Below are 19748 nucleotides of genomic sequence, written 5' to 3' on the forward strand. Positions count from 1 at the left end.
CTGTATGTTTAGCTTTTTTTACCGATTATTCACATCCCGCGCGGAATTCACTGGGGCTGGCGCCGGTGCACTTCTTAAACACGCGAGAGAAATAGAGCTGATCTTCAAAGCCCACGTTGCGTCCGACGGTCGCGATAGGCATCCGGGTGGTGCTGAGCAACAGCTTCGCCTGGCTGATGCGCTGATCCTCACGCCAGCTCAGCACGCTGACACCCAACTGCTGGCGGAACAGATGCGAGAGCCGTGACGGCGACAGGCAGACGTGCTGGGCGACGCTGGCGATATCAAACTGGCTGTCGGCCAGATGGTCGCTAATGTACTGGCAGGCGTCGCGGACGCGGTTGTCCAGCGGCGGGTTAAGGGATTCGTTGATGGCCTCCATGCGGCGCAGCAGCACCTGCTCAAGCAGGTTGATCGCCAGCAGTTCAGCGTAGCGTCCCCCGGCCTGCCCCGCCTCAATAATCTGCGCGAACAGCTCACGAAACTGTGCCAGATGCACTTCATCCGGACGATAAAAACCGGTTTGCGCGAAAATGGCCGGCCACGACAGCCACTCCTGCCAGTAGGCGCGCGGACGGAAATAGACCCACTGGTGATACCACTCTTTGGCGTCCGGGTGACGCCCGTAGTGGTGGATTTCCCCTGGCGGGAACAGCAGCATATCGCCGGGGCGGCAGATAAACTGCCGATCGCCGTTTTTGATCACCCCTTCCCCGCGCACGGTCAGGTTCAGGATATATCCTTTCATCCCGAGCGGTCGGTCGACGTAAAAATCGAGATATCCCTCAGCCTCGATAGGGGTCAGTCCCGCCACAAGATGCGCGTTAAACGAGTATCCCGGCAGCAGGGGATCGTTTTGCGGTTCGGCCATAGATTCAGTTCTCCCAAGGGTCCTGAAGGAAACCAATTGTCCATATCACTAAAAGCAGGTTAAAAATGGCCCGCGAAAAGATCCCAAAAGCATCACGCCTCTTTTACGTCCGCCATGTTTCAGCCTTTCCCCCTGATTTCTCCGCCAGTACGGGCAGATAAGCAGTAACAAAAGTGTCTATAAGTGCGGCAGAAATGTCCACATTGAATATTTGCACGGCGTCACACTTTCCGTCGTAACAGCAATTTAGTCCATAAGATTAGCGGATCCTGCCTGACGATTTTCGCCCCCAGTCTCTAATGTTCTTCCATACCTGTTTTTTGGATGGAGCAACACCATGGCAATTGCAATTGGCCTCGATTTTGGCAGCGACTCGGTTCGCGCGCTGGCAGTGGACTGTACGTCCGGCCAGGAGATAGCAACCAGCGTTGAGTGGTACCCGCGCTGGCAAGAGGGGCGCTACTGCGATGCGCCGAACAACCAGTTCCGCCACCACCCGCGCGACTACATCGAGTCGATGGAAGCGGCAATTAAAACCGTACTGGCCGAACTGACGGACGCACAGCGGGCCGATGTCGTGGGCATTGGCGTCGACAGCACCGGCTCAACGCCTGCCCCGGTGGACGCCGAAGGCCGCGTGCTGGCGCTGCGCCCGGAGTTTGCCGACAACCCGAACGCCATGTTCGTGCTGTGGAAAGACCATACCGCCGTGGAAGAGGCCGAAGCCATTACCCGTTTATGCCACCAGCCGGGCAAAACCGACTACTCGCGCTACATCGGCGGGATCTACTCCAGCGAGTGGTTCTGGGCCAAGATCCTCCACGTCACCCGTGCCGACGCAACCGTTGCGCAGGCGGCGGCATCCTGGATTGAGCTGTGCGACTGGGTGCCCGCCCTGCTCTCCGGCACCACCCGCCCGCAGGACATCCGCCGCGGACGCTGCAGCGCCGGGCATAAATCCTTGTGGCATGAAAGCTGGGGCGGCCTGCCTCCGGCTGCGTTCTTCGACGAGCTCGACCCGATCATCAACAAGAACCTGACATATCCGCTGTTTACCGACACCTTCACCGCCGATATTCCGGTCGGCACGCTCTGTGAAGAGTGGGCAAAACGCCTCGGCCTGTCGCAGAACGTGGCTATCTCCGGCGGCGCGTTTGACTGCCATATGGGCGCCGTGGGCGCGGGCGCACAGCCCAACACGCTGGTCAAAGTTATCGGCACCTCCACCTGCGACATCCTGACGGCGGATAAAGCCAGCGTCGGCGACCGCGCGGTGAAAGGCATCTGCGGCCAGGTTGACGGCAGCGTGGTGCCGGACTTTATCGGCCTTGAAGCCGGTCAGTCCGCGTTTGGCGATATCTACGCCTGGTTTGGCCGCGTGCTGGGCTGGCCGCTGGACCAGCTGGCGGCGGCGCATCCTGAACTGAAAACCCAGATTGCCGACAGCAAAAAGCAGCTTCTGCCGCAGCTCACCGAAGCCTGGGCAAAAAACCCGACTCTCGATCATCTGCCGGTGGTGCTGGACTGGTTTAACGGTCGCCGCACGCCGTTTGCCAACCAGCGCCTGAAAGGGGTGATTACCGATCTCAACCTGGCGACCGACGCCCCGGCGCTGTTCGGCGGTCTGATTGCCGCCACCGCCTTCGGCGCGCGCGCCATTATGGAGTGCTTCACCGAACAGGGTATCGACGTGAATAACGTGATGGCGCTGGGCGGTATCGCCCGTAAAAACCCGGTGATCATGCAGGCCTGCTGCGACGTGCTGAACCGTCCGCTGCAGATTGTGGCCTCCGATCAGTGCTGCGCGCTGGGCGCGGCGATTTTCGCTGCCGTAGCCGCAGGCGTTCATGCCGATATCCCGACCGCACAGCGGCATATGGCGAGCGCCGTCGAAAACACGCTCCAGCCGCGTGCACGGCAGGCACAACGCTTTGAACAGCTTTATCAGCGCTACCAGCAATGGGCAAAAAGCGCCGAGCTTCACTATCTCCCTGTCGCCGCCCCGGCCAAAAGCACCGCGGACACTACGGCAACCCTGACCCATTAAGGACACGATGATGACCATTTTTAATAACTATGAAGTGTGGTTTGTGATTGGCAGCCAGCATCTGTACGGACCGGAAGCGCTGCAGCAGGTAACGAAACACGCGGAGCACGTGGTTAACGCGCTGAACGCGGAAGCCAAACTGCCGTGCAGGCTGGTGCTGAAACCGTTGGGCACCACGCCGGACGAAATCACCAATATCTGCCGTGACGCCAACTACGACGATAAATGCGCTGGCCTGGTGGTGTGGCTGCACACCTTCTCACCGGCCAAAATGTGGATCAACGGCCTGTCTATCCTCAACAAACCGCTGCTGCAGTTCCATACCCAGTTCAACGCTTCCCTGCCGTGGGACAGCATCGATATGGACTTCATGAACCTGAACCAGACCGCGCACGGCGGCCGCGAGTTCGGCTTCATCGGCGCGCGCATGCGCCAGCAGCACGCGGTGGTCACCGGCCACTGGCAGGACGGCAAAGCGCAACAGCGCATCGGCTCCTGGATGCGTCAGGCGGTCTCTAAGCAGGACACCCGTCACCTGAAAGTGGTGCGTTTTGGCGACAACATGCGTGAAGTGGCGGTCACCGACGGTGATAAAGTCGCGGCGCAGATCAAGTTCGGCTTCTCCGTGAATACCTGGGCGGTGGGCGACCTGGTGCAGGTGGTAAATGAAATCAGCGACAGCGACGTGAGCGCGCTGGTGGACGAGTACGAAAGCAGTTACCGCCTGACCCCTGCGGCACAAATCAACGGCGACAAGCGCCAGAACGTGCTGGATGCGGCGCGCATCGAGCTGGGCATGAAGCGCTTCCTGGAACAGGGCGGCTTCCACGCTTTTACTACCACTTTTGAAGACCTCCACGGCCTGAAACAGCTGCCGGGCCTGGCGGTACAACGTCTTATGCAGCAGGGCTACGGCTTTGCGGGCGAAGGCGACTGGAAAACTGCCGCTCTGCTTCGCATCATGAAGGTGATGTCGACCGGTCTGCAGGGCGGCACCTCCTTTATGGAGGACTATACCTACCACTTCGAGAACGGCAACGACCTGGTGCTCGGCTCGCACATGCTGGAAGTGTGCCCTTCGATTGCGGTGGAAGAGAAACCGATCCTCGACGTGCAGTACCTCGGCATCGGCGGCAAAGCGGATCCGGCTCGTCTGATCTTCAACACCCGTACCGGCCCGGCCATCAACGCCAGCCTGATCGATCTCGGCGATCGTTTCCGCCTGCTGGTGAACTGCGTCGATGCGGTTGAAACCCCGCATTCTCTGCCGAAACTGCCGGTCGCCAACGCCCTGTGGAAAGCGCAGCCGGACCTGCCAACCGCGTCAGAGGCGTGGATCCTGGCCGGCGGTGCGCACCATACCGTCTTCAGCCACGCGCTGGACCTTAACGACATGCGTCAGTTCGCCGAGCTGCACGATATCGAACTGACCGTGATTGATAACGACACCCGCCTGCCTGCCTTCAAAGACGTGCTGCGCTGGAACGAAGTTTATTACGGTTCAAAACGCTAAGTACGAAATGCCCGGTGGCGCTGCGCTCACCGGGCAGGGAGACAACGATGTTAGAAGATCTCAAACGTCAGGTGCTCGAAGCCAACCTGGCGCTGCCGAAACACAACCTGGTGACCCTCACCTGGGGTAACGTGAGCGCCGTTGATCGGGAAAAAGGCGTGTTCGTGATCAAGCCTTCCGGCGTGGATTACACGGTGATGACCGCTGAAGATATGGTGGTGGTCAGTATCGAAACGGGTGCAGTGGTGGAAGGTAACAAAAAGCCCTCCTCCGATACGCCCACCCACCGCCTGCTGTATCAGGCATTCCCGACCATCGGCGGCATTGTGCATACCCATTCTCGCCATGCGACCATCTGGGCGCAGGCGGGTCAGTCCATCCCGGCGACCGGCACCACCCATGCGGATTACTTTTACGGCACCATACCCTGCACGCGCCTGATGACCGATGCGGAGATCGGCGGCGAGTACGAGTGGGAAACGGGTAACGTGATTGTCGAAACCTTCGAGAAACAGGGAATCGACGCGGCGCAGATGCCCGGCGTGCTGGTGCACTCCCACGGCCCGTTTGCCTGGGGGAAAAACGCGGAAGATGCGGTGCATAACGCGATCGTGCTCGAAGAGGTGGCCTATATGGGGATTTTCTGTCGCCAGCTCGCGCCGCAGTTGCCGGATATGCAGCAAACCCTGCTGGATAAACACTACCTGCGCAAGCACGGCGCGAAGGCCTATTACGGACAATAAACTGTATATATCCCCAGCGTAAAACATTCAACCAGGCTATAATCAGGCCTGGTTTTGTTTTATGGGATAGCGGCGTGGCGCAGGCGCAAGAAGGTTTTTTACTGACCCGACACTGGCGGGATACCCCTCAGGGCACCGAGGTCGCATTCTGGCTGGCGACGGACAACGGCCCGCTGCACGTTACGCTGCCGCCGCAGGAATCCGTGGCGTTTATCCCTGAAGCACACGTCGAAAAAGTGAAGCAGCTGCTGCGCGACGAAAACGGCTGGCGCATTACCCCGCTTGAACTGAAAGATTTCCACCGCCAGCCGGTTTACGGCCTCTACTGTCGCGCCCATCGCCAGCTGATGCGCTATGAAAAGCTGCTCCGCGAAGCGGGCGTGACGCTCTACGAAGCGGATATACGGCCGCCGGAACGCTTTCTGATGGAGCGGTTTATAACCGCGCCCGTCTGGGTAGACGGCGCTGAGCAAAACGGCACCCTCATCAACGCTCGCCTGAAGCCTAATCCGCACTATCGACCGCCGCTAAAGTGGGTCTCCCTGGATATCGAAACCACCCGTCACGGGGAACTGTACTGCATCGGTCTTGAAGGCTGCGGGCAGCGGGTTGTCTATATGCTCGGGCCGCCGAACGGCGATGCGTCCGCGCTGGATTTTCAGCTTGAGTACGTCAGCAGCCGCCCGCAGCTGCTGGAGAAGCTTAACCAGTGGTTTGCCGAGCACGATCCGGACGTGCTGATCGGCTGGAACGTGGTGCAGTTTGACCTGCGCGTGCTGCAAAAACACGCCGAGCGCTATCGCATCCCGCTGATGCTCGGGCGCGGAAATACGGAGCTGGAGTGGCGCGAGCACGGCTTTAAGAACGGCGTGTTCTTTGCGCAGGCCAACGGCCGCCTGATTATCGACGGCATCGAGGCGCTGAAATCCGCCTTCTGGAATTTCTCCTCCTTCTCTCTGGAAGCGGTAGCGCAGGAATTGCTCGGTGAAGGCAAATCCATCGACAATCCGTGGGACCGCATGGACGAGATTGACCGACGCTTCAACGAAGACAAACCGGCGCTCGCCACCTATAACCTGAAAGACTGCGAGCTGGTGACGCAGATTTTCCACAAAACCGAGATCATGCCGTTCCTGCTGGAGCGCGCGACGGTGAATGGCCTCGCTGCTGACAGGCACGGCGGCTCGGTAGCCGCCTTTAGCCACCTCTATTTTCCACGAATGCACCGTGCCGGCTACGTTGCGCCCAACCTCGGAGACGTGCCGCCGCAGGCCAGCCCCGGCGGCTACGTGATGGACTCCCGCCCAGGACTGTATGACTCGGTGCTGGTGCTGGACTACAAAAGCCTGTACCCGTCGATTATCCGCACGTTTCTGATTGATCCGGTGGGGCTTGTAGAGGGGATGGCGCAGCCAGACGATGCGCACAGCACCGAAGGTTATCTCGGGGCCCGCTTCTCGCGGGAAAAACACTGCCTGCCCGAAATTGTGGGAAACATCTGGCACGGCCGCGACGAGGCGAAACGCCACGGCAACAAGCCGCTCTCGCAGGCCCTGAAAATCATCATGAACGCCTTTTACGGCGTGCTGGGGACCAGCGCCTGCCGCTTCTTCGATCCGCGTCTGGCGTCGTCTATCACCATGCGCGGGCACGACATCATGCGTCAGACCAAAGCGCTGATTGAATCCCGGGGCTATGACGTTATCTACGGCGACACGGATTCAACCTTTGTGTGGCTTAAGGGAGCACATTCCGAAGACGACGCCTCGCGAATCGGCAAAGAACTGGTGGCCTTCGTAAACGACTGGTGGCAGGAACATTTGCAAAAAGAGCGGTTAACCAGCGCATTAGAACTGGAATTTGAAACCCATTTCGCTCGCTTTTTAATGCCCACCATCCGCGGTACGGACCAGGGCAGCAAGAAGCGCTACGCCGGGCTGATTCAGGAGGGTGAAAAGCAGCGAATGGTCTTTAAAGGCCTGGAGACGGTGCGCACCGACTGGACGCCGCTGGCCCAGCAGTTCCAGCAGACGCTCTACCTGCGGGTGTTCCGCAACGAGCCGTATCAGGATTACGTGCGCGACACCATCGCCAGCCTGATGGCCGGCGAGCTGGATGACCAGCTGGTGTATCGCAAACGCCTGCGCCGCCCACTGGCGGAGTACCAGCGTAACGTTCCTCCGCACGTGCGCGCCGCGCGTCTGGCGGATGAAGAAAACGTACGCCGCGGACGTGCCCCGCAGTATCAGAACCGGGGAACGATCAAATACGTCTGGACAATTAACGGCCCGGAACCCGTTGATTACCAGCAGTCTCCGCTCGATTACGATCACTATCTTACGCGCCAGCTTCAGCCCGTCGCCGACGGAATTTTGCCCTTCATCGACGACGATTTTGCTACACTAGTGACAGGGCAACTTGGCCTATTTTGACGCGTGACGAAATGGCTGCCATCCAGTACCATAGCGCCCTTTCCATTCCCGGACCCATTTTTCGATGACCGTCTTTTTTGACGGGGGTCGAACTATTGCCTGCAATTAAAGATTAGAGCCGAACAACTATGCCTTTTACACTTGGTCAACGCTGGATCAGCGATACAGAAAGCGAACTTGGATTAGGAACCGTCGTTGCCGTCGATGCGCGCATGGTTACCCTCCTCTTCCCTGCCACCGGTGAAAACCGTCTGTACGCTCGCAATGACTCCCCTGTGACCCGCGTAATGTTCAATCCGGGTGACACCGTGACCAGCCACGACGGCTGGCAGCTCAAGATTGAAGACGTAAAAGAAGAGAATGGACTGCTCGCCTACATCGGGACGCGTCTTGATACCGACGAGACGAACGTCATCCTGCGTGAAGTCCTGCTCGACAGTAAACTGGTGTTCAGCAAGCCGCAGGACCGCCTGTTTGCCGGGCAAATCGACCGTATGGATCGCTTCTCCCTGCGCTACCGCGCGCGTAAGTTCCAGAGCGAACAGTACCGCATGCCGTGGAGCGGACTGCGCGGCCAGCGCACCAGCCTGATCCCCCACCAGCTGAATATCGCCCATGACGTGGGCCGTCGCCACGCGCCTCGCGTGCTGCTGGCGGATGAAGTGGGCCTGGGTAAAACCATTGAAGCGGGTATGATCCTGCACCAGCAGCTGCTCTCCGGCGCTGCCGAGCGCGTGCTGATTGTGGTGCCTGAAACCCTGCAGCATCAGTGGCTGGTCGAGATGCTGCGCCGCTTTAACCTGCGCTTCTCCCTGTTCGACGACGAGCGCTATGCCGAAGCCCAGCACGACGCGGACAACCCGTTTGAAACCGAACAGCTGGTGATCTGCTCCCTGGACTTCGTGCGCCGCAGCAAGCAGCGCCTTGAGAACCTGTGTGACGCCGAGTGGGATCTGATGGTGGTCGATGAAGCGCACCATCTGGTCTGGAGCGAAGATGCCCCAAGCCGGGAATATATGGCGATTGAACAGCTTGCCGAGCGCGTGCCCGGCGTCCTGCTGCTGACCGCAACGCCGGAGCAGCTCGGCCTGGAAAGCCACTTCGCCCGTCTGCGCCTGCTCGATCCAAACCGTTTCCACGACTTCGCGCAGTTTGTGGAAGAGCAGAACAACTATCGTCCGGTTGCGGATGCCGTCGCGCTGCTGCTGGCGGGTAAACGTCTCTCAAACGACGAGCTCAACACCCTGAGCGATCTGATTGGCGAGCAGGATATCGAACCGCTGCTGCAGGCCGCTAACAGCGACAGCGAGAATGCGGAATCCGCACGTAAAGAGCTGATCGACATGCTGATGGACCGCCACGGCACAAGCCGCGTGCTGTTCCGTAACACCCGTAACGGCGTGAAAGGGTTCCCGAAACGCGAGCTGCACACCATCAAGCTCCCGCTGCCGACGCAGTATCAGACGGCGATTAAAGTCTCCGGCATTATGGGCGCGCGCAAAACTCAGGAAGAGCGCGCGCGTGACATGCTCTACCCGGAACAGATTTATCAGGAATTTGAAGGCGATACCGGCACCTGGTGGAACTTCGACCCGCGCGTGGAGTGGCTGATGGGCTACCTGACCGCGCACCGCTCCCAGAAAGTGCTGGTGATCTGCGCCAAAGCCGCCACCGCGCTGCAGCTGGAGCAGGTTCTGCGCGAGCGCGAAGGCATTCGTGCCGCCGTGTTCCACGAAGGCATGTCCATCGTCGAGCGCGACCGCGCGGCGGCGTGGTTCGGTGAAGAGGACAGCGGCGCGCAGGTGATGCTGTGCTCCGAAATCGGTTCTGAAGGGCGTAACTTCCAGTTCGCCAGCAATCTGGTGATGTTCGATCTGCCGTTCAACCCGGATCTGCTGGAGCAGCGTATCGGCCGTCTGGATCGTATCGGCCAGGCGCATGATATTCAGATCCACGTGCCGTACCTGGAAAAAACTGCCCAGTCCGTGCTGGTGCGCTGGTTCCACGAAGGTCTGGATGCGTTTGAGCATACCTGCCCGACGGGTCGCACCATTTATGACCAGGTACATGGCGATCTGATCGGTTATCTGGCCGCGCCGGAAAATACCGACGGTTTTGACGATCTGATTAAATCCTGCCGCGAGAAACATGAAGCGCTGAAGGCGCAGCTTGAACAGGGTCGCGATCGCCTGCTTGAGATCCACTCCAACGGCGGCGAAAAAGCGCAGGCGCTTGCCGAGAGCATTGAAGAACAAGATGACGACACCAGTCTGATCAGCTTCTCCATGAACCTGTTCGACATTGTCGGGATTAACCAGGACGATCGTGGCGAGAACCTGATCGTGTTAACCCCGTCAGACCACATGCTGGTGCCCGATTTCCCGGGCCTGCCGGAAGATGGCTGCACCATCACCTTCGAGCGTGATGTGGCGCTGTCCCGCGAAGATGCCCAGTTCATCACCTGGGAACACCCGCTGATCCGTAACGGGCTGGACCTGATCCTCTCCGGCGATACCGGCAGCAGCACCATCTCCCTGTTGAAAAACAAAGCGTTGCCGGTGGGTACGCTGCTGCTGGAGCTGATCTACGTTGTGGAAGCGCAGGCGCCGAAACAGCTGCAGCTCAACCGCTTCCTGCCGCCAACGCCGGTGCGTTTGCTGCTGGATAAAAACGGTACGAACCTGGCCGGACAGGTGGAGTTCGAAAGCTTCAACCGTCAGCTGAGTGCGGTGAACCGCCATACCGGCAGCAAGCTGGTGAATGCGGTGCAGCAGGACGTGCACGCCATTCTCCAGCAGGGCGAAATCCAGATTGAAAAAGCGGCCCGAGACCTGATTGACGCCGCGCGCAATGAAGCCGACGAGAAACTGTCTGCCGAGCTGTCCCGTCTGGAAGCGTTAAAAGCGGTCAACCCGAACATTCGCGACGACGAACTGGCGGCGATTGAAAGCAACCGTCATCAGGTGCTGGAAAGCCTGAATCAGGCGGGCTGGCGTCTGGATGCCCTGCGTCTTATCGTTGTGACGCATCAGTAAACGGAGCGCAAAATGGTGATGGAGCCGTATAATCCGCCGCAGGATCCCTGGCTGGTCATTCTGTATCAGGATGAACACATTATGGTGGTCAACAAGCCGAGCGGCCTGTTGTCCGTGCCGGGCCGTCTGGATGAGCACAAGGACAGCGTGATGACGCGCATTCAGCGCGATTATCCGCAGGCCGAGTCCGTCCATCGCCTGGACATGGCCACCAGCGGCGTGATTGTGGTGGCGCTGAATAAAGCGGCGGAGCGCGAGTTAAAGCGCCAGTTCCGCGAGCGTGAGCCGAAAAAGCAGTATGTGGCCCGCGTCTGGGGCCACCCGGCGCAGGCGGAAGGATTGGTGGATTTGCCGCTGATCTGCGACTGGCCGAACCGGCCAAAGCAGAAGGTGTGCTATGAAACCGGCAAGGCCGCGCAGACCGAGTATGAAGTGCTGGAGTACGCGCCGGATAACACCGCGCGCGTCCTGCTTAAGCCGATTACCGGGCGCTCTCATCAACTGCGCGTGCATTTGCTTGCGCTGGGCCATCCGATTCTGGGCGACCGCTTCTACGCCCCGCCGGAAGCGCTGGCGTTAGCGCCACGCCTGCAGCTCCATGCGCAGACGCTCACTATCACCCATCCGGCCTTCGGTAACGCGATGACGTTTAAAGCCCCGGTGGACTTCTAAAGAAAAAGCCCGACATCGTCGGGCTTTTTCTTATTTGAAACCTTTCTTCTCTTTAATGAGCTCGTACGCCTTCTGGATTTCCTGCGCTTTTTGCTTCGCCATCTCCATCATTTCCGGCGGTAAGCCTTTCGCCACCAGCTTGTCAGGATGGTGCTCGCTCATCAGCTTACGGTAGGCACGTTTAATCGTGGTTTGATCGTCCGTGGGCTTCACGCCCAGCACGTTGCAGGCATCTTCCAGCGTCGGACCACGCTGCGCCTGCTGCCAGGCACCGCCGGACGACTGCTGGTGATAGCCGCCGCCAAACTGGGCGCCGCCCTGCATCATGCGCAGGAACTGGTCGAACTGCATACGAGAGATGCCCAGCTCTTCCGCGATGACGTACAGGACATCACGTTCATTCGGGTGAAGCGAGCCGTCGGCAAACGCCGCCTGGATTTGGATTTCCAGAAACATCCGAATTAAATCAAAACGTCCGAAGCAGATGCTGCGGAACTGGCGCATCTTTTCACGCAGCGGATAATTGTCGGATTTACCGATGCGAAATGCATTCTGCGCCGCCAGGCGGGACTCACCGTGCAGGTTCATGCGATCCATAAAAACGCTGGCAACCTGAATATCCGCTTCGGTCACGCGGCCTTTGGATTTGGTTAAGTGCCCCATCACCTCAAAGGTGGTGGAGAAAAAGAGCGACTGGCGCTCGCGCTGGTTGGCAAACCAGGCCATTTTGCGGCTGCGTGCCTTATCAAACATATGGCCAATGATAAGCCCAAGCACAATTCCCCAGAACCCGGCACCCATGATGATGGCGAACGCAACGCCGATTATTTTACCCCAATACTGCATATACTCCCCGGATAGTCATATTCCTTGCCGACGCAACGTCATCATCACAGTGTTCAAGCCACGGTCAATTGAAGGACATCGCCTATAATTTGCTTTATCATACTCGTCATTCGATAGCGAGCCTAACACTCTGGCGCGCAAACGGGCAGGATTAACGCTGGTACTGCGCTGATGAGTAAGATAGTCTCTGAGCGTTTGTAAGCCGTAGCCACTGATGACGGAACAATAAAATATAACGTATGAAAAAACGTATCCCCACCCTCCTGGCCACAATGATTGGCTCCGCCCTGTACAGTCAACAGGGGCTGGCGGCCGATCTCGCCTCGCAGTGTATGCTTGGCGTCCCAAGTTATAATCGCCCACTGGTGGAGGGCGATACAAATAGCTTGCCGGTAACCATTACTGCCGATAGCTCCAAAGGTACTTATCCTGACAATGCCACGTTTACGGGCAATGTGGATATTAACCAGGGCAATAGCCGCCTGCAGGCGGATGAAGTGCAGTTGCACCAGAAACAGCCGGAAGGCGCGGCCGAGCCGGTACGAACGGTGGATGCGCTGGGTAATGTGCACTATGACGACAATCAGGTCATCCTGAAAGGTCCGAAAGGCTGGGCAAACCTGAATACCAAAGACACTAACGTCTGGGAAGGCGATTACCAGATGGTAGGTCGCCAGGGACGCGGTAAAGCGGACCTGATGAAACAGCGCGGTGAAAACCGCTATACGATTCTGGAGAATGGCTCCTTTACATCCTGTCTGCCGGGTTCAAATACCTGGAGCGTGGTCGGGAGCGAAGTTATCCATGACCGCGAAGAGCAGGTTGCGGAGATCTGGAACGCCCGCTTTAAGCTGGGTCCGGTGCCGGTATTCTACAGCCCTTATCTTCAGCTTCCCGTGGGTGACAAGCGTCGCTCGGGCTTCCTGATCCCGAATGCCAAATACAGCACCTCGAACTACTTTGAGTTCTACCTGCCGTATTACTGGAACATCGCGCCCAACATGGACGCCACGATCACGCCGCACTATATCCACAAGCGCGGCAATATCATGTGGGAGAATGAGTTCCGCTATCTGACTCAGGCCGGTGCTGGCCTGATGGAGCTGGATTACCTGCCGTCGGATAAGGTCTTCCAGGATGAGCATCCTACAGAAGGCGATAAACACCGCTGGTTATTCTACTGGCAGCATGCCGGGGTGATGGATCAGGTGTGGCGCTTTAATATTGACTACACCAAAGTTAGCGACTCATCTTATTTTAACGACTTCTCGTCTAAATACGGTTCGAGCACGGATGGCTATGCCACGCAGAAGTTCAGCGTAGGCTATGCGGTGCAGAACTTTGATGCAACCGTCTCAACCAAGCAGTTCCAGGTATTCTCTGACCAGTCCACCCCTACCTATGGCGCAGAGCCGCAGCTGGACGTTAACTGGTATCAGAATAACGTAGGTCCATTCGACACCCGGGTTTACGCTCAGGCGGTGCATTTCGTGAACACGGATTCGGACATGCCTGAAGCCACGCGTGTTCATATAGAGCCGACGATCAATCTACCGTGGTCTAATGACTGGGCAAGCCTAAATACCGAAGCCAAGCTGATGGCGACTCACTATCAGCAAAAAAATGTTGATAATTACAACACAGCTAACAATGCGCATCTGGAAGAGTCGGTCAACCGAACGCTTCCACAGTTCAAAATGGACGGCAAGCTGATCTTCGAGCGTGATATGGGCCTTCTGGCGGATGGTTATACCCAGACGCTTGAACCGCGTATGCAGTATTTGTACGTGCCGTATCGCGATCAGAGCAATATTCAAAACTACGACTCTTCTTTACTGCAGTCTGACTACAGCGGCCTGTTCCGTGACCGTACTTACGGCGGTCTGGACCGCATCGCATCCGCTAACCAGTTAACGACCGGCGTCACAACGCGCGTTTATGATGATGCCTCCGTTGAACGTTTTAACGTTTCTGTTGGTCAAATCTACTATTTCACCGAGTCTCGCACCGGCGATGACAACATTCAGTGGGAGAAAGACAACAAAACGGGATCGCTGGTATGGGCGGGAGATACCTACTGGCGTATGACCGATCGCTGGGGTCTGCGTGGCGGAGTGCAATATGATACTCGTCTCGACAATATTGCTAATAGTAGCGCGGCCATAGAGTATCGTCGTGATGAAGATCGTATGATTCAGCTAAGCTATCGCTACGCTAGTCCGGAATACATACAGGCGACGCTTCCGAAGAGCAACGATCAGAACAGCATTAATTACTGGAAACTACCGCAATATTCAGACGGAATTTCTCAGGTTGGTGCGGTAGCAAGCTGGCCTATCGCCGACCGCTGGTCAATCGTAGGCGCTTACTACTTTGACACAAACGCGAACAAGCCAGCTGACCAGATGGTGGGTCTGCAATATAACTCCTGCTGTTACGCGCTGCGCGTCGGTTACGAGCGTAAGCTTAACGGCTGGGACAGTGAAAACAATCAGGGCAAATACGATAACGTGATTGGCTTTAATGTCGAACTGCGCGGCCTGAGCTCCAACTACGGCCTTGGCACGCATCAGATGCTGCGTTCGAACATTCTGCCTTACAGTAGTTCTTTGTAATGTGCTTGATTTACAACGTAATCCGCTTTGCGGTTAATTGAAATGGAAAAAGTATGAAGAACTGGAAAACGCTGCTGCTTGGTGTCGCTATGGTTGCGAATACCAGCTTCGCGGCCCCCCAGGTTGTTGATAAGGTCGCCGCTGTCGTTAACAACGGCGTCGTGCTCGAAAGTGACGTTGATGGTCTGATGAAATCCGTGAAGCTCAATTCGGGCGAAGCGGGTCAGCAGCTTCCGGATGACGCCACGCTGCGCCACCAGATCCTGGAGCGTCTGATCATGGATCAGATTATCCTGCAGATGGGTCAGAAAATGGGCGTGAAGGTGACTGACGAGCAGCTCGATCAGGCTATCGCTAACATTGCAAAACAGAACAACATGACGCCGGACCAGATGCGCAGTCGTCTGGCCTATGACGGTATCAGCTACGCTACCTACCGCAACCAGATCCGTAAAGAGATGCTGATTTCGGAAGTGCGTAACAATGAAGTGCGTCGTCGCGTCACGATCCTGCCGCAGGAAGTGGATGCGCTGGCAAAACAGGTGGGCAACCAGAACGATGCGAGCACAGAGCTGAACCTGAGCCACATTCTGATCCCGCTGCCAGAGAACCCAACGTCCGATCAGGCTGCGGAAGCAGAAAGTCAGGCACGTTCAATTGTCGACCAGGCGCGTAACGGCGGCGATTTTGGCAAGCTGGCTATCACCTACTCTGCTGACCAACAGGCGCTGAAAGGTGGCCAGATGGGCTGGGGACGTATTCAGGAGCTGCCGTCCATCTTTGCTCAGGCGCTGAGCACGGCTAAGAAAGGCGATATCGTGGGTCCAATTCGTTCAGGCGTGGGCTTCCACATTCTGAAAGTGAACGATCTGCGCGGTCAGAGCCAGAACATCTCCGTGACTGAAGTTCACGCTCGCCACATTCTGCTGAAGCCGTCACCGATCATGACTGACGATCAGGCGCGTGCGAAGCTGGAGCAGATTGCCGCGGACATTAAGAACGGTAAAACCTCGTTTGCCAATGCAGCGAAAGAGTTCTCTCAGGATCCAGGCTCTGCGAACCAGGGCGGCGATTTGGGCTGGGCGGCTGCGGACATTTACGATCCTGCCTTCCGCGATGCGCTGATGAAGCTGAATAAAGGCCAGATCAGTGCTCCGGTTCACTCTTCATTTGGCTGGCATCTGATCGAACTGATGGACACCCGCAACGTGGACAAAACGGATGCGGCGCAGAAAGACAGAGCCTATCGTATGCTGTTTAACCGTAAGTTCTCTGAAGAAGCGGCAACCTGGATGCAGGAACAGCGCGCCAGTGCTTACGTGAAAGTCCTGAGCAACTAATGAAACCGCATCGTGTTGTTATCACGCCCGGCGAACCCGCCGGGATTGGGCCTGACCTCGTCGTCCAGCTCGCCCAACGCAGCTGGCCGGTAGAACTGGTTGTCTGCGCGGATGCAACACTGTTACAGGACCGGGCGAATCTGCTCGGTCTGCCTTTAACGCTCATCCCCTACGTTGAAGGCCAACAGCCCGCACCACAGCAGGCCGGTACGCTCACTCTTCTTTCTGTTCCCCTTCGTACACCGGTTGTTCCAGGCCAGCTCAGCACGGAAAACGGCCATTACGTCGTGGAAACCCTTGCCCTCGCCTGCGACGGTTGTCTGAAGGGCGAATTTGCCGCTCTGATCACCGGCCCCGTGCATAAGGGCGTCATCAACGAAGCGGGCATCCCCTTTACCGGGCATACTGAGTTCTTTGAAGAGCGCTCGCATAGCCCGAAAGTGGTGATGATGCTGGCAACGGAAGCGATGCGCGTTGCTCTCGTGACCACCCATCTGCCGATCAAGGCCATTCCTGATGCCATCACCCCGGAACTGCTGCGGGAGATCATCGGGATCCTGCATCACGACCTGCAAACGAAGTTCGGCATCAAGCAGCCGCACGTTCTGGTCTGCGGCCTGAATCCGCACGCGGGTGAAGGCGGTCATATGGGCACCGAGGAGATCGACACCATTATTCCGGTGCTTGAAGAAATGCGCGCCAAAGGGATGAATCTCAGCGGGCCGCTGCCTGCGGACACCCTTTTCCAGCCGAAATACCTGGATAATGCCGACGCCGTCCTCGCGATGTACCACGATCAGGGCCTGCCCGTGCTAAAATACCAGGGCTTTGGCCGCGGGGTGAATATCACCCTCGGTTTACCCTTTATTCGAACGTCCGTTGACCACGGCACTGCGCTGGATCTGGCAGGCCAGGGGAAAGCGGATGTCGGCAGTTTTATTACGGCGCTTAATCTCGCCATCAAAATGATTGTTAATACTCAATGACTAATCGAGTCCATCAGGGCCACTTAGCCCGTAAACGCTTCGGGCAAAACTTTCTCAACGATCAATTCGTGATCGACAGCATCGTGTCTGCTATTAACCCGCAGAAGGGTCAGGCTATGGTCGAAATCGGCCCGGGCCTTGCCGCACTGACCGAGCCGGTAGGCGAACGCCTTGACGAGCTGACCGTTATCGAACTGGACCGCGATCTGGCCGCACGCCTGCAAACGCACCCGTTCCTCGGGCCAAAGCTGACCATCTATCAGCAGGATGCCATGACCATGAACTTTGGCGAACTGTCGGAAAAAATGGGCCAGCCGCTGCGCGTGTTCGGCAACCTGCCATATAACATCTCCACGCCGCTAATGTTCCACCTCTTTAGCTATACTGATGCCATTGCTGACATGCACTTCATGTTGCAAAAAGAGGTTGTTAACCGTCTGGTTGCAGGGCCGAACAGTAAAGCGTATGGTCGTTTAAGCGTGATGGCACAATATTACTGCAACGTGATCCCGGTACTCGAAGTACCGCCATCAGCGTTCACGCCGCCACCGAAAGTGGATTCTGCGGTTGTGCGCCTGGTGCCGCACAAAACAAAACCGTATCCGGTTAAAGATCTGCGCGTACTGAGCCGCATCACCACGGAAGCCTTTAACCAGCGCCGTAAAACGATCCGTAACAGCCTGAGCAATTCGTTTACCGTTGAGGTGTTAGCAGAGCTGGGGATCGACCCGGCAATGCGTGCGGAAAACATTTCCGTAGAGCAGTACTGCAAGCTGGCTAATTACATCAGCGAAAATGCGCCGCCGAAGGAGAGTTAAGCCATGATTGATTCGCCCCGCGTATGTGTCCATGTACAAAGCGTCTATGTTGAATCGCAATCCTCACCGGATGAAGAGCGTTTTGTCTTTGCTTACACCGTGACCATTCGCAATCTGGGGCGGATGCCCGTGCAGCTGCGCGGGCGCTACTGGCTTATCACCAACGGCAATGGCCGCGAAATTGAAGTTCAGGGTGAAGGTGTGGTCGGTGAACAGCCCCACATCGCCCCTGGCGAAGAGTATCAGTATACCAGCGGCGCGGTAATTGAAACGCCGCTGGGTACCATGCAAGGCCATTACGAAATGGTCGACGTCGATGGCAACGTGTTCCGCGTTGCTATTCCTGTGTTCCGTCTCGCCGTAACCACACTCATTCATTAATCTAATGTCTACATATCTGATTGGCGACGTTCACGGTTGCTACGATGAACTGATCGCATTGTTAAAACAGGTCGACTTTACGCCAGGACAGGACACGCTCTGGCTGACGGGCGATTTAGTCGCGCGTGGCCCGGGCTCGCTTGAGGTTTTACGTTTCGTCAAATCGCTGGGCGACAGCGTTCGCATGGTGCTGGGCAATCACGATCTTCACCTGCTGGCCGTATTTGCCGGGATCAGCCGCAACAAACCTAAAGATCGCCTCTCTCCCCTGCTGGATGCGCCAGACGCGGACGAACTGATTAACTGGCTGCGCCGTCAGCCTTTACTGCAGGTCGATGAGGAGAAAAAGCTGGTCATGGCCCATGCCGGGATCACCCCGCAATGGGATCTTGAGACGGCTAAAACCTGCGCGCGTGACGTTGAGGCGGTGCTGGCGAGCGACTCCTACCCTTTCTTCCTTGATGCCATGTACGGCGATATGCCGAACCACTGGAGCGAGGATCTCAGCGGTCTGGCCCGCCTGCGCTTTATCACCAACGCTTTCACCCGCATGCGTTTCTGCTTCCCGAACGGGCAGCTGGACATGTATTCCAAAGAGACGCCGGAAAGCGCACCTACCCCGCTCAAACCGTGGTTTGCCATTCCTGGACCAGTGACAAGCGAGTACAGCGTCGTCTTTGGCCACTGGGCTGCGCTGGAAGGAAAAGGCACGCCGGACGGGATCTACGCTCTGGATACCGGATGCTGCTGGGGCGGAGAGTTAACCTGCTTACGCTGGGAAGATAAAGCTTACTTTGTGCAGCCGTCCAACCGACAGCTGGACTTAGGAGAAAATGAGGCCGTCGCCTCCTGACTATTAAACCGCACCGAACAGTCCCCTCTCCCCTTTGGGGAGAAGGTTAGGAAAATCACTTAACGACGTTCCAGAATTTCGAAGCAGTAGCTGTGTGAGTTCTGCGCATCCGCATCGTGGAATTCACTGAACACGGACTCCCACTCGTCCGGATCGTAATCCGGGAAATGGGTGTCCCCTTCCACTTCTGCATCAATGTGGGTCAGATACAGCTTCTGCGCTTTAGGCAGGAACTGCTCATACACGCGACCGCCGCCGATCACCATGATCTCTTCGGCGTCACCGCAGGCGGCAATCGCTTCATCAACCGACTTAACCCATTCGACGCGATCGTCAGTACCCGGCTGGCTACTGATAACGATATTCTTACGGCCCGGCAATGGACGACCAATCGACTCCCAGGTCAGGCGGCCCATCACTACCGGCTTGTTTAACGTAGTACGTTTAAACCATGCAAGATCGGCAGGCAGGTTCCACGGCATGGCATTTTCCATACCGATAACGCGGTCCACCGCCAGCGCTGCAATCAGACTGATCATTGAAAATTTCCCGGATGCAAAAAATTGCCGCCACTATACGGAAAGCTTAATCTTTCG

Annotated in this window: 15 protein-coding genes; 12 read left to right on the plus strand and 3 right to left on the minus strand. The window is 57.3% G+C overall.

The annotated features are described in order from the left end of the window. Positions 1-25: 25 nt before the first annotated feature. Entirely contained in the window at positions 26-871 is an 846-nt protein-coding gene (araC, locus tag OSH03_RS13310; RefSeq protein ID WP_061099250.1) for an arabinose operon transcriptional regulator AraC, read from the minus strand. A gap of 337 nt (positions 872-1208) precedes the next feature. Between araC and araB the strand changes: the two genes are divergently transcribed. The 6 genes from araB to rluA all read left to right on the plus strand — a co-directional run bounded on the left by araB (position 1209) and on the right by rluA (position 11313). Next, positions 1209-2918, plus strand: coding sequence for a ribulokinase (gene araB, locus OSH03_RS13315; protein ID WP_266179278.1), 1710 nt, complete (start codon positions 1209-1211; stop codon positions 2916-2918). Positions 2919-2928: 10 nt separating this feature from the next. After that, positions 2929-4431, plus strand: a complete 1503-nt coding sequence (gene araA, locus OSH03_RS13320; protein ID WP_266179408.1) for an L-arabinose isomerase — start codon at positions 2929-2931, stop codon at positions 4429-4431. Between the two features lie 47 nt (positions 4432-4478). Continuing rightward, a complete protein-coding gene (gene araD, locus OSH03_RS13325; protein ID WP_266179279.1) occupies positions 4479-5174 on the plus strand; it encodes an L-ribulose-5-phosphate 4-epimerase in 696 nt (231 codons plus the stop codon). Between the two features lie 74 nt (positions 5175-5248). Next, entirely contained in the window at positions 5249-7606 is a 2358-nt protein-coding gene (gene polB, locus OSH03_RS13330; protein ID WP_266179280.1) for a DNA polymerase II, read from the plus strand. Positions 7607-7734: 128 nt separating this feature from the next. Then, positions 7735-10641, plus strand: coding sequence for an RNA polymerase-associated protein RapA (gene rapA, locus OSH03_RS13335; protein ID WP_266179281.1), 2907 nt, complete (start codon positions 7735-7737; stop codon positions 10639-10641). A gap of 12 nt (positions 10642-10653) precedes the next feature. Next, positions 10654-11313: a bifunctional tRNA pseudouridine(32) synthase/23S rRNA pseudouridine(746) synthase RluA gene (gene rluA / locus OSH03_RS13340; RefSeq protein WP_266179282.1), complete on the plus strand. Its 660-nt coding sequence runs from the start codon at positions 10654-10656 to the stop codon at positions 11311-11313. A 30-nt stretch (positions 11314-11343) separates the two neighbouring features. Here the strand turns inward: rluA and djlA are convergent, their stop codons facing one another. Further along, a complete protein-coding gene (gene djlA / locus OSH03_RS13345; protein ID WP_061099256.1) occupies positions 11344-12159 on the minus strand; it encodes a co-chaperone DjlA in 816 nt (271 codons plus the stop codon). Between the two features lie 239 nt (positions 12160-12398). Here djlA and lptD point away from each other — a divergent pair, with 239 nt between their 5' ends. The 6 genes from lptD to apaH are packed head-to-tail and all read left to right on the plus strand — an operon-like array spanning position 12399 to position 19152. Then, a complete protein-coding gene (gene lptD, locus OSH03_RS13350; protein ID WP_266179283.1) occupies positions 12399-14774 on the plus strand; it encodes an LPS assembly protein LptD in 2376 nt (791 codons plus the stop codon). Between the two features lie 53 nt (positions 14775-14827). Beyond that, positions 14828-16114 (plus strand): peptidylprolyl isomerase SurA, encoded by a 1287-nt coding sequence (surA, locus tag OSH03_RS13355; RefSeq protein ID WP_266179284.1) that lies wholly within the window; start codon positions 14828-14830, stop codon positions 16112-16114. Beyond that, complete coding sequence (gene pdxA / locus OSH03_RS13360) at positions 16114-17100, plus strand: 4-hydroxythreonine-4-phosphate dehydrogenase PdxA (protein ID WP_266179285.1); 987 nt, start codon at positions 16114-16116, stop codon at positions 17098-17100. Before surA ends, pdxA begins: the two co-directional genes overlap by 1 nt. Next, a complete protein-coding gene (rsmA, locus tag OSH03_RS13365) occupies positions 17097-17918 on the plus strand; it encodes a 16S rRNA (adenine(1518)-N(6)/adenine(1519)-N(6))-dimethyltransferase RsmA (protein WP_028015479.1) in 822 nt (273 codons plus the stop codon). The genes pdxA and rsmA overlap by 4 nt, the downstream gene beginning before the upstream one ends. 3 nt (positions 17919-17921) lie before the next feature. Next, positions 17922-18299 (plus strand): Co2+/Mg2+ efflux protein ApaG, encoded by a 378-nt coding sequence (apaG, locus tag OSH03_RS13370; RefSeq protein ID WP_014882505.1) that lies wholly within the window; start codon positions 17922-17924, stop codon positions 18297-18299. Between the two features lie 4 nt (positions 18300-18303). After that, positions 18304-19152, plus strand: a complete 849-nt coding sequence (gene apaH, locus OSH03_RS13375) for a bis(5'-nucleosyl)-tetraphosphatase (symmetrical) ApaH (RefSeq protein ID WP_266179286.1) — start codon at positions 18304-18306, stop codon at positions 19150-19152. Positions 19153-19211: 59 nt separating this feature from the next. Here apaH and folA read toward each other — a convergent pair whose 3' ends face one another. Beyond that, positions 19212-19691: a type 3 dihydrofolate reductase gene (gene folA / locus OSH03_RS13380; RefSeq protein WP_006173915.1), complete on the minus strand. Its 480-nt coding sequence runs from the start codon at positions 19689-19691 to the stop codon at positions 19212-19214. Positions 19692-19748: the final 57 nt, after the last annotated feature.

The organism is Enterobacter nematophilus (genome assembly GCF_026344075.1).
GTDB lineage: Bacteria > Pseudomonadota > Gammaproteobacteria > Enterobacterales > Enterobacteriaceae > Enterobacter > Enterobacter nematophilus.

Excerpts from the sequence above, each read along its gene's own strand:
- araC (WP_061099250.1), bottom strand. The coding sequence starts at position 871 with ATGGCCGAACCGCAAAACGATCCCCTGCTGCCGGGATACTCGTTTAAC.
- araB (WP_266179278.1), top strand. The coding sequence starts at position 1,209 with ATGGCAATTGCAATTGGCCTCGATTTTGGCAGCGACTCGGTTCGCGCG.
- araA (WP_266179408.1), top strand. The coding sequence starts at position 2,929 with ATGACCATTTTTAATAACTATGAAGTGTGGTTTGTGATTGGCAGCCAG.
- araD (WP_266179279.1), top strand. The coding sequence starts at position 4,479 with ATGTTAGAAGATCTCAAACGTCAGGTGCTCGAAGCCAACCTGGCGCTG.
- rapA (WP_266179281.1), top strand. The coding sequence starts at position 7,735 with ATGCCTTTTACACTTGGTCAACGCTGGATCAGCGATACAGAAAGCGAA.
- rluA (WP_266179282.1), top strand. The coding sequence starts at position 10,654 with ATGGTGATGGAGCCGTATAATCCGCCGCAGGATCCCTGGCTGGTCATT.
- djlA (WP_061099256.1), bottom strand. The coding sequence starts at position 12,159 with ATGCAGTATTGGGGTAAAATAATCGGCGTTGCGTTCGCCATCATCATG.
- lptD (WP_266179283.1), top strand. The coding sequence starts at position 12,399 with ATGAAAAAACGTATCCCCACCCTCCTGGCCACAATGATTGGCTCCGCC.
- surA (WP_266179284.1), top strand. The coding sequence starts at position 14,828 with ATGAAGAACTGGAAAACGCTGCTGCTTGGTGTCGCTATGGTTGCGAAT.
- pdxA (WP_266179285.1), top strand. The coding sequence starts at position 16,114 with ATGAAACCGCATCGTGTTGTTATCACGCCCGGCGAACCCGCCGGGATT.
- rsmA (WP_028015479.1), top strand. The coding sequence starts at position 17,097 with ATGACTAATCGAGTCCATCAGGGCCACTTAGCCCGTAAACGCTTCGGG.
- apaG (WP_014882505.1), top strand. The coding sequence starts at position 17,922 with ATGATTGATTCGCCCCGCGTATGTGTCCATGTACAAAGCGTCTATGTT.
- apaH (WP_266179286.1), top strand. The coding sequence starts at position 18,304 with ATGTCTACATATCTGATTGGCGACGTTCACGGTTGCTACGATGAACTG.
- folA (WP_006173915.1), bottom strand. The coding sequence starts at position 19,691 with ATGATCAGTCTGATTGCAGCGCTGGCGGTGGACCGCGTTATCGGTATG.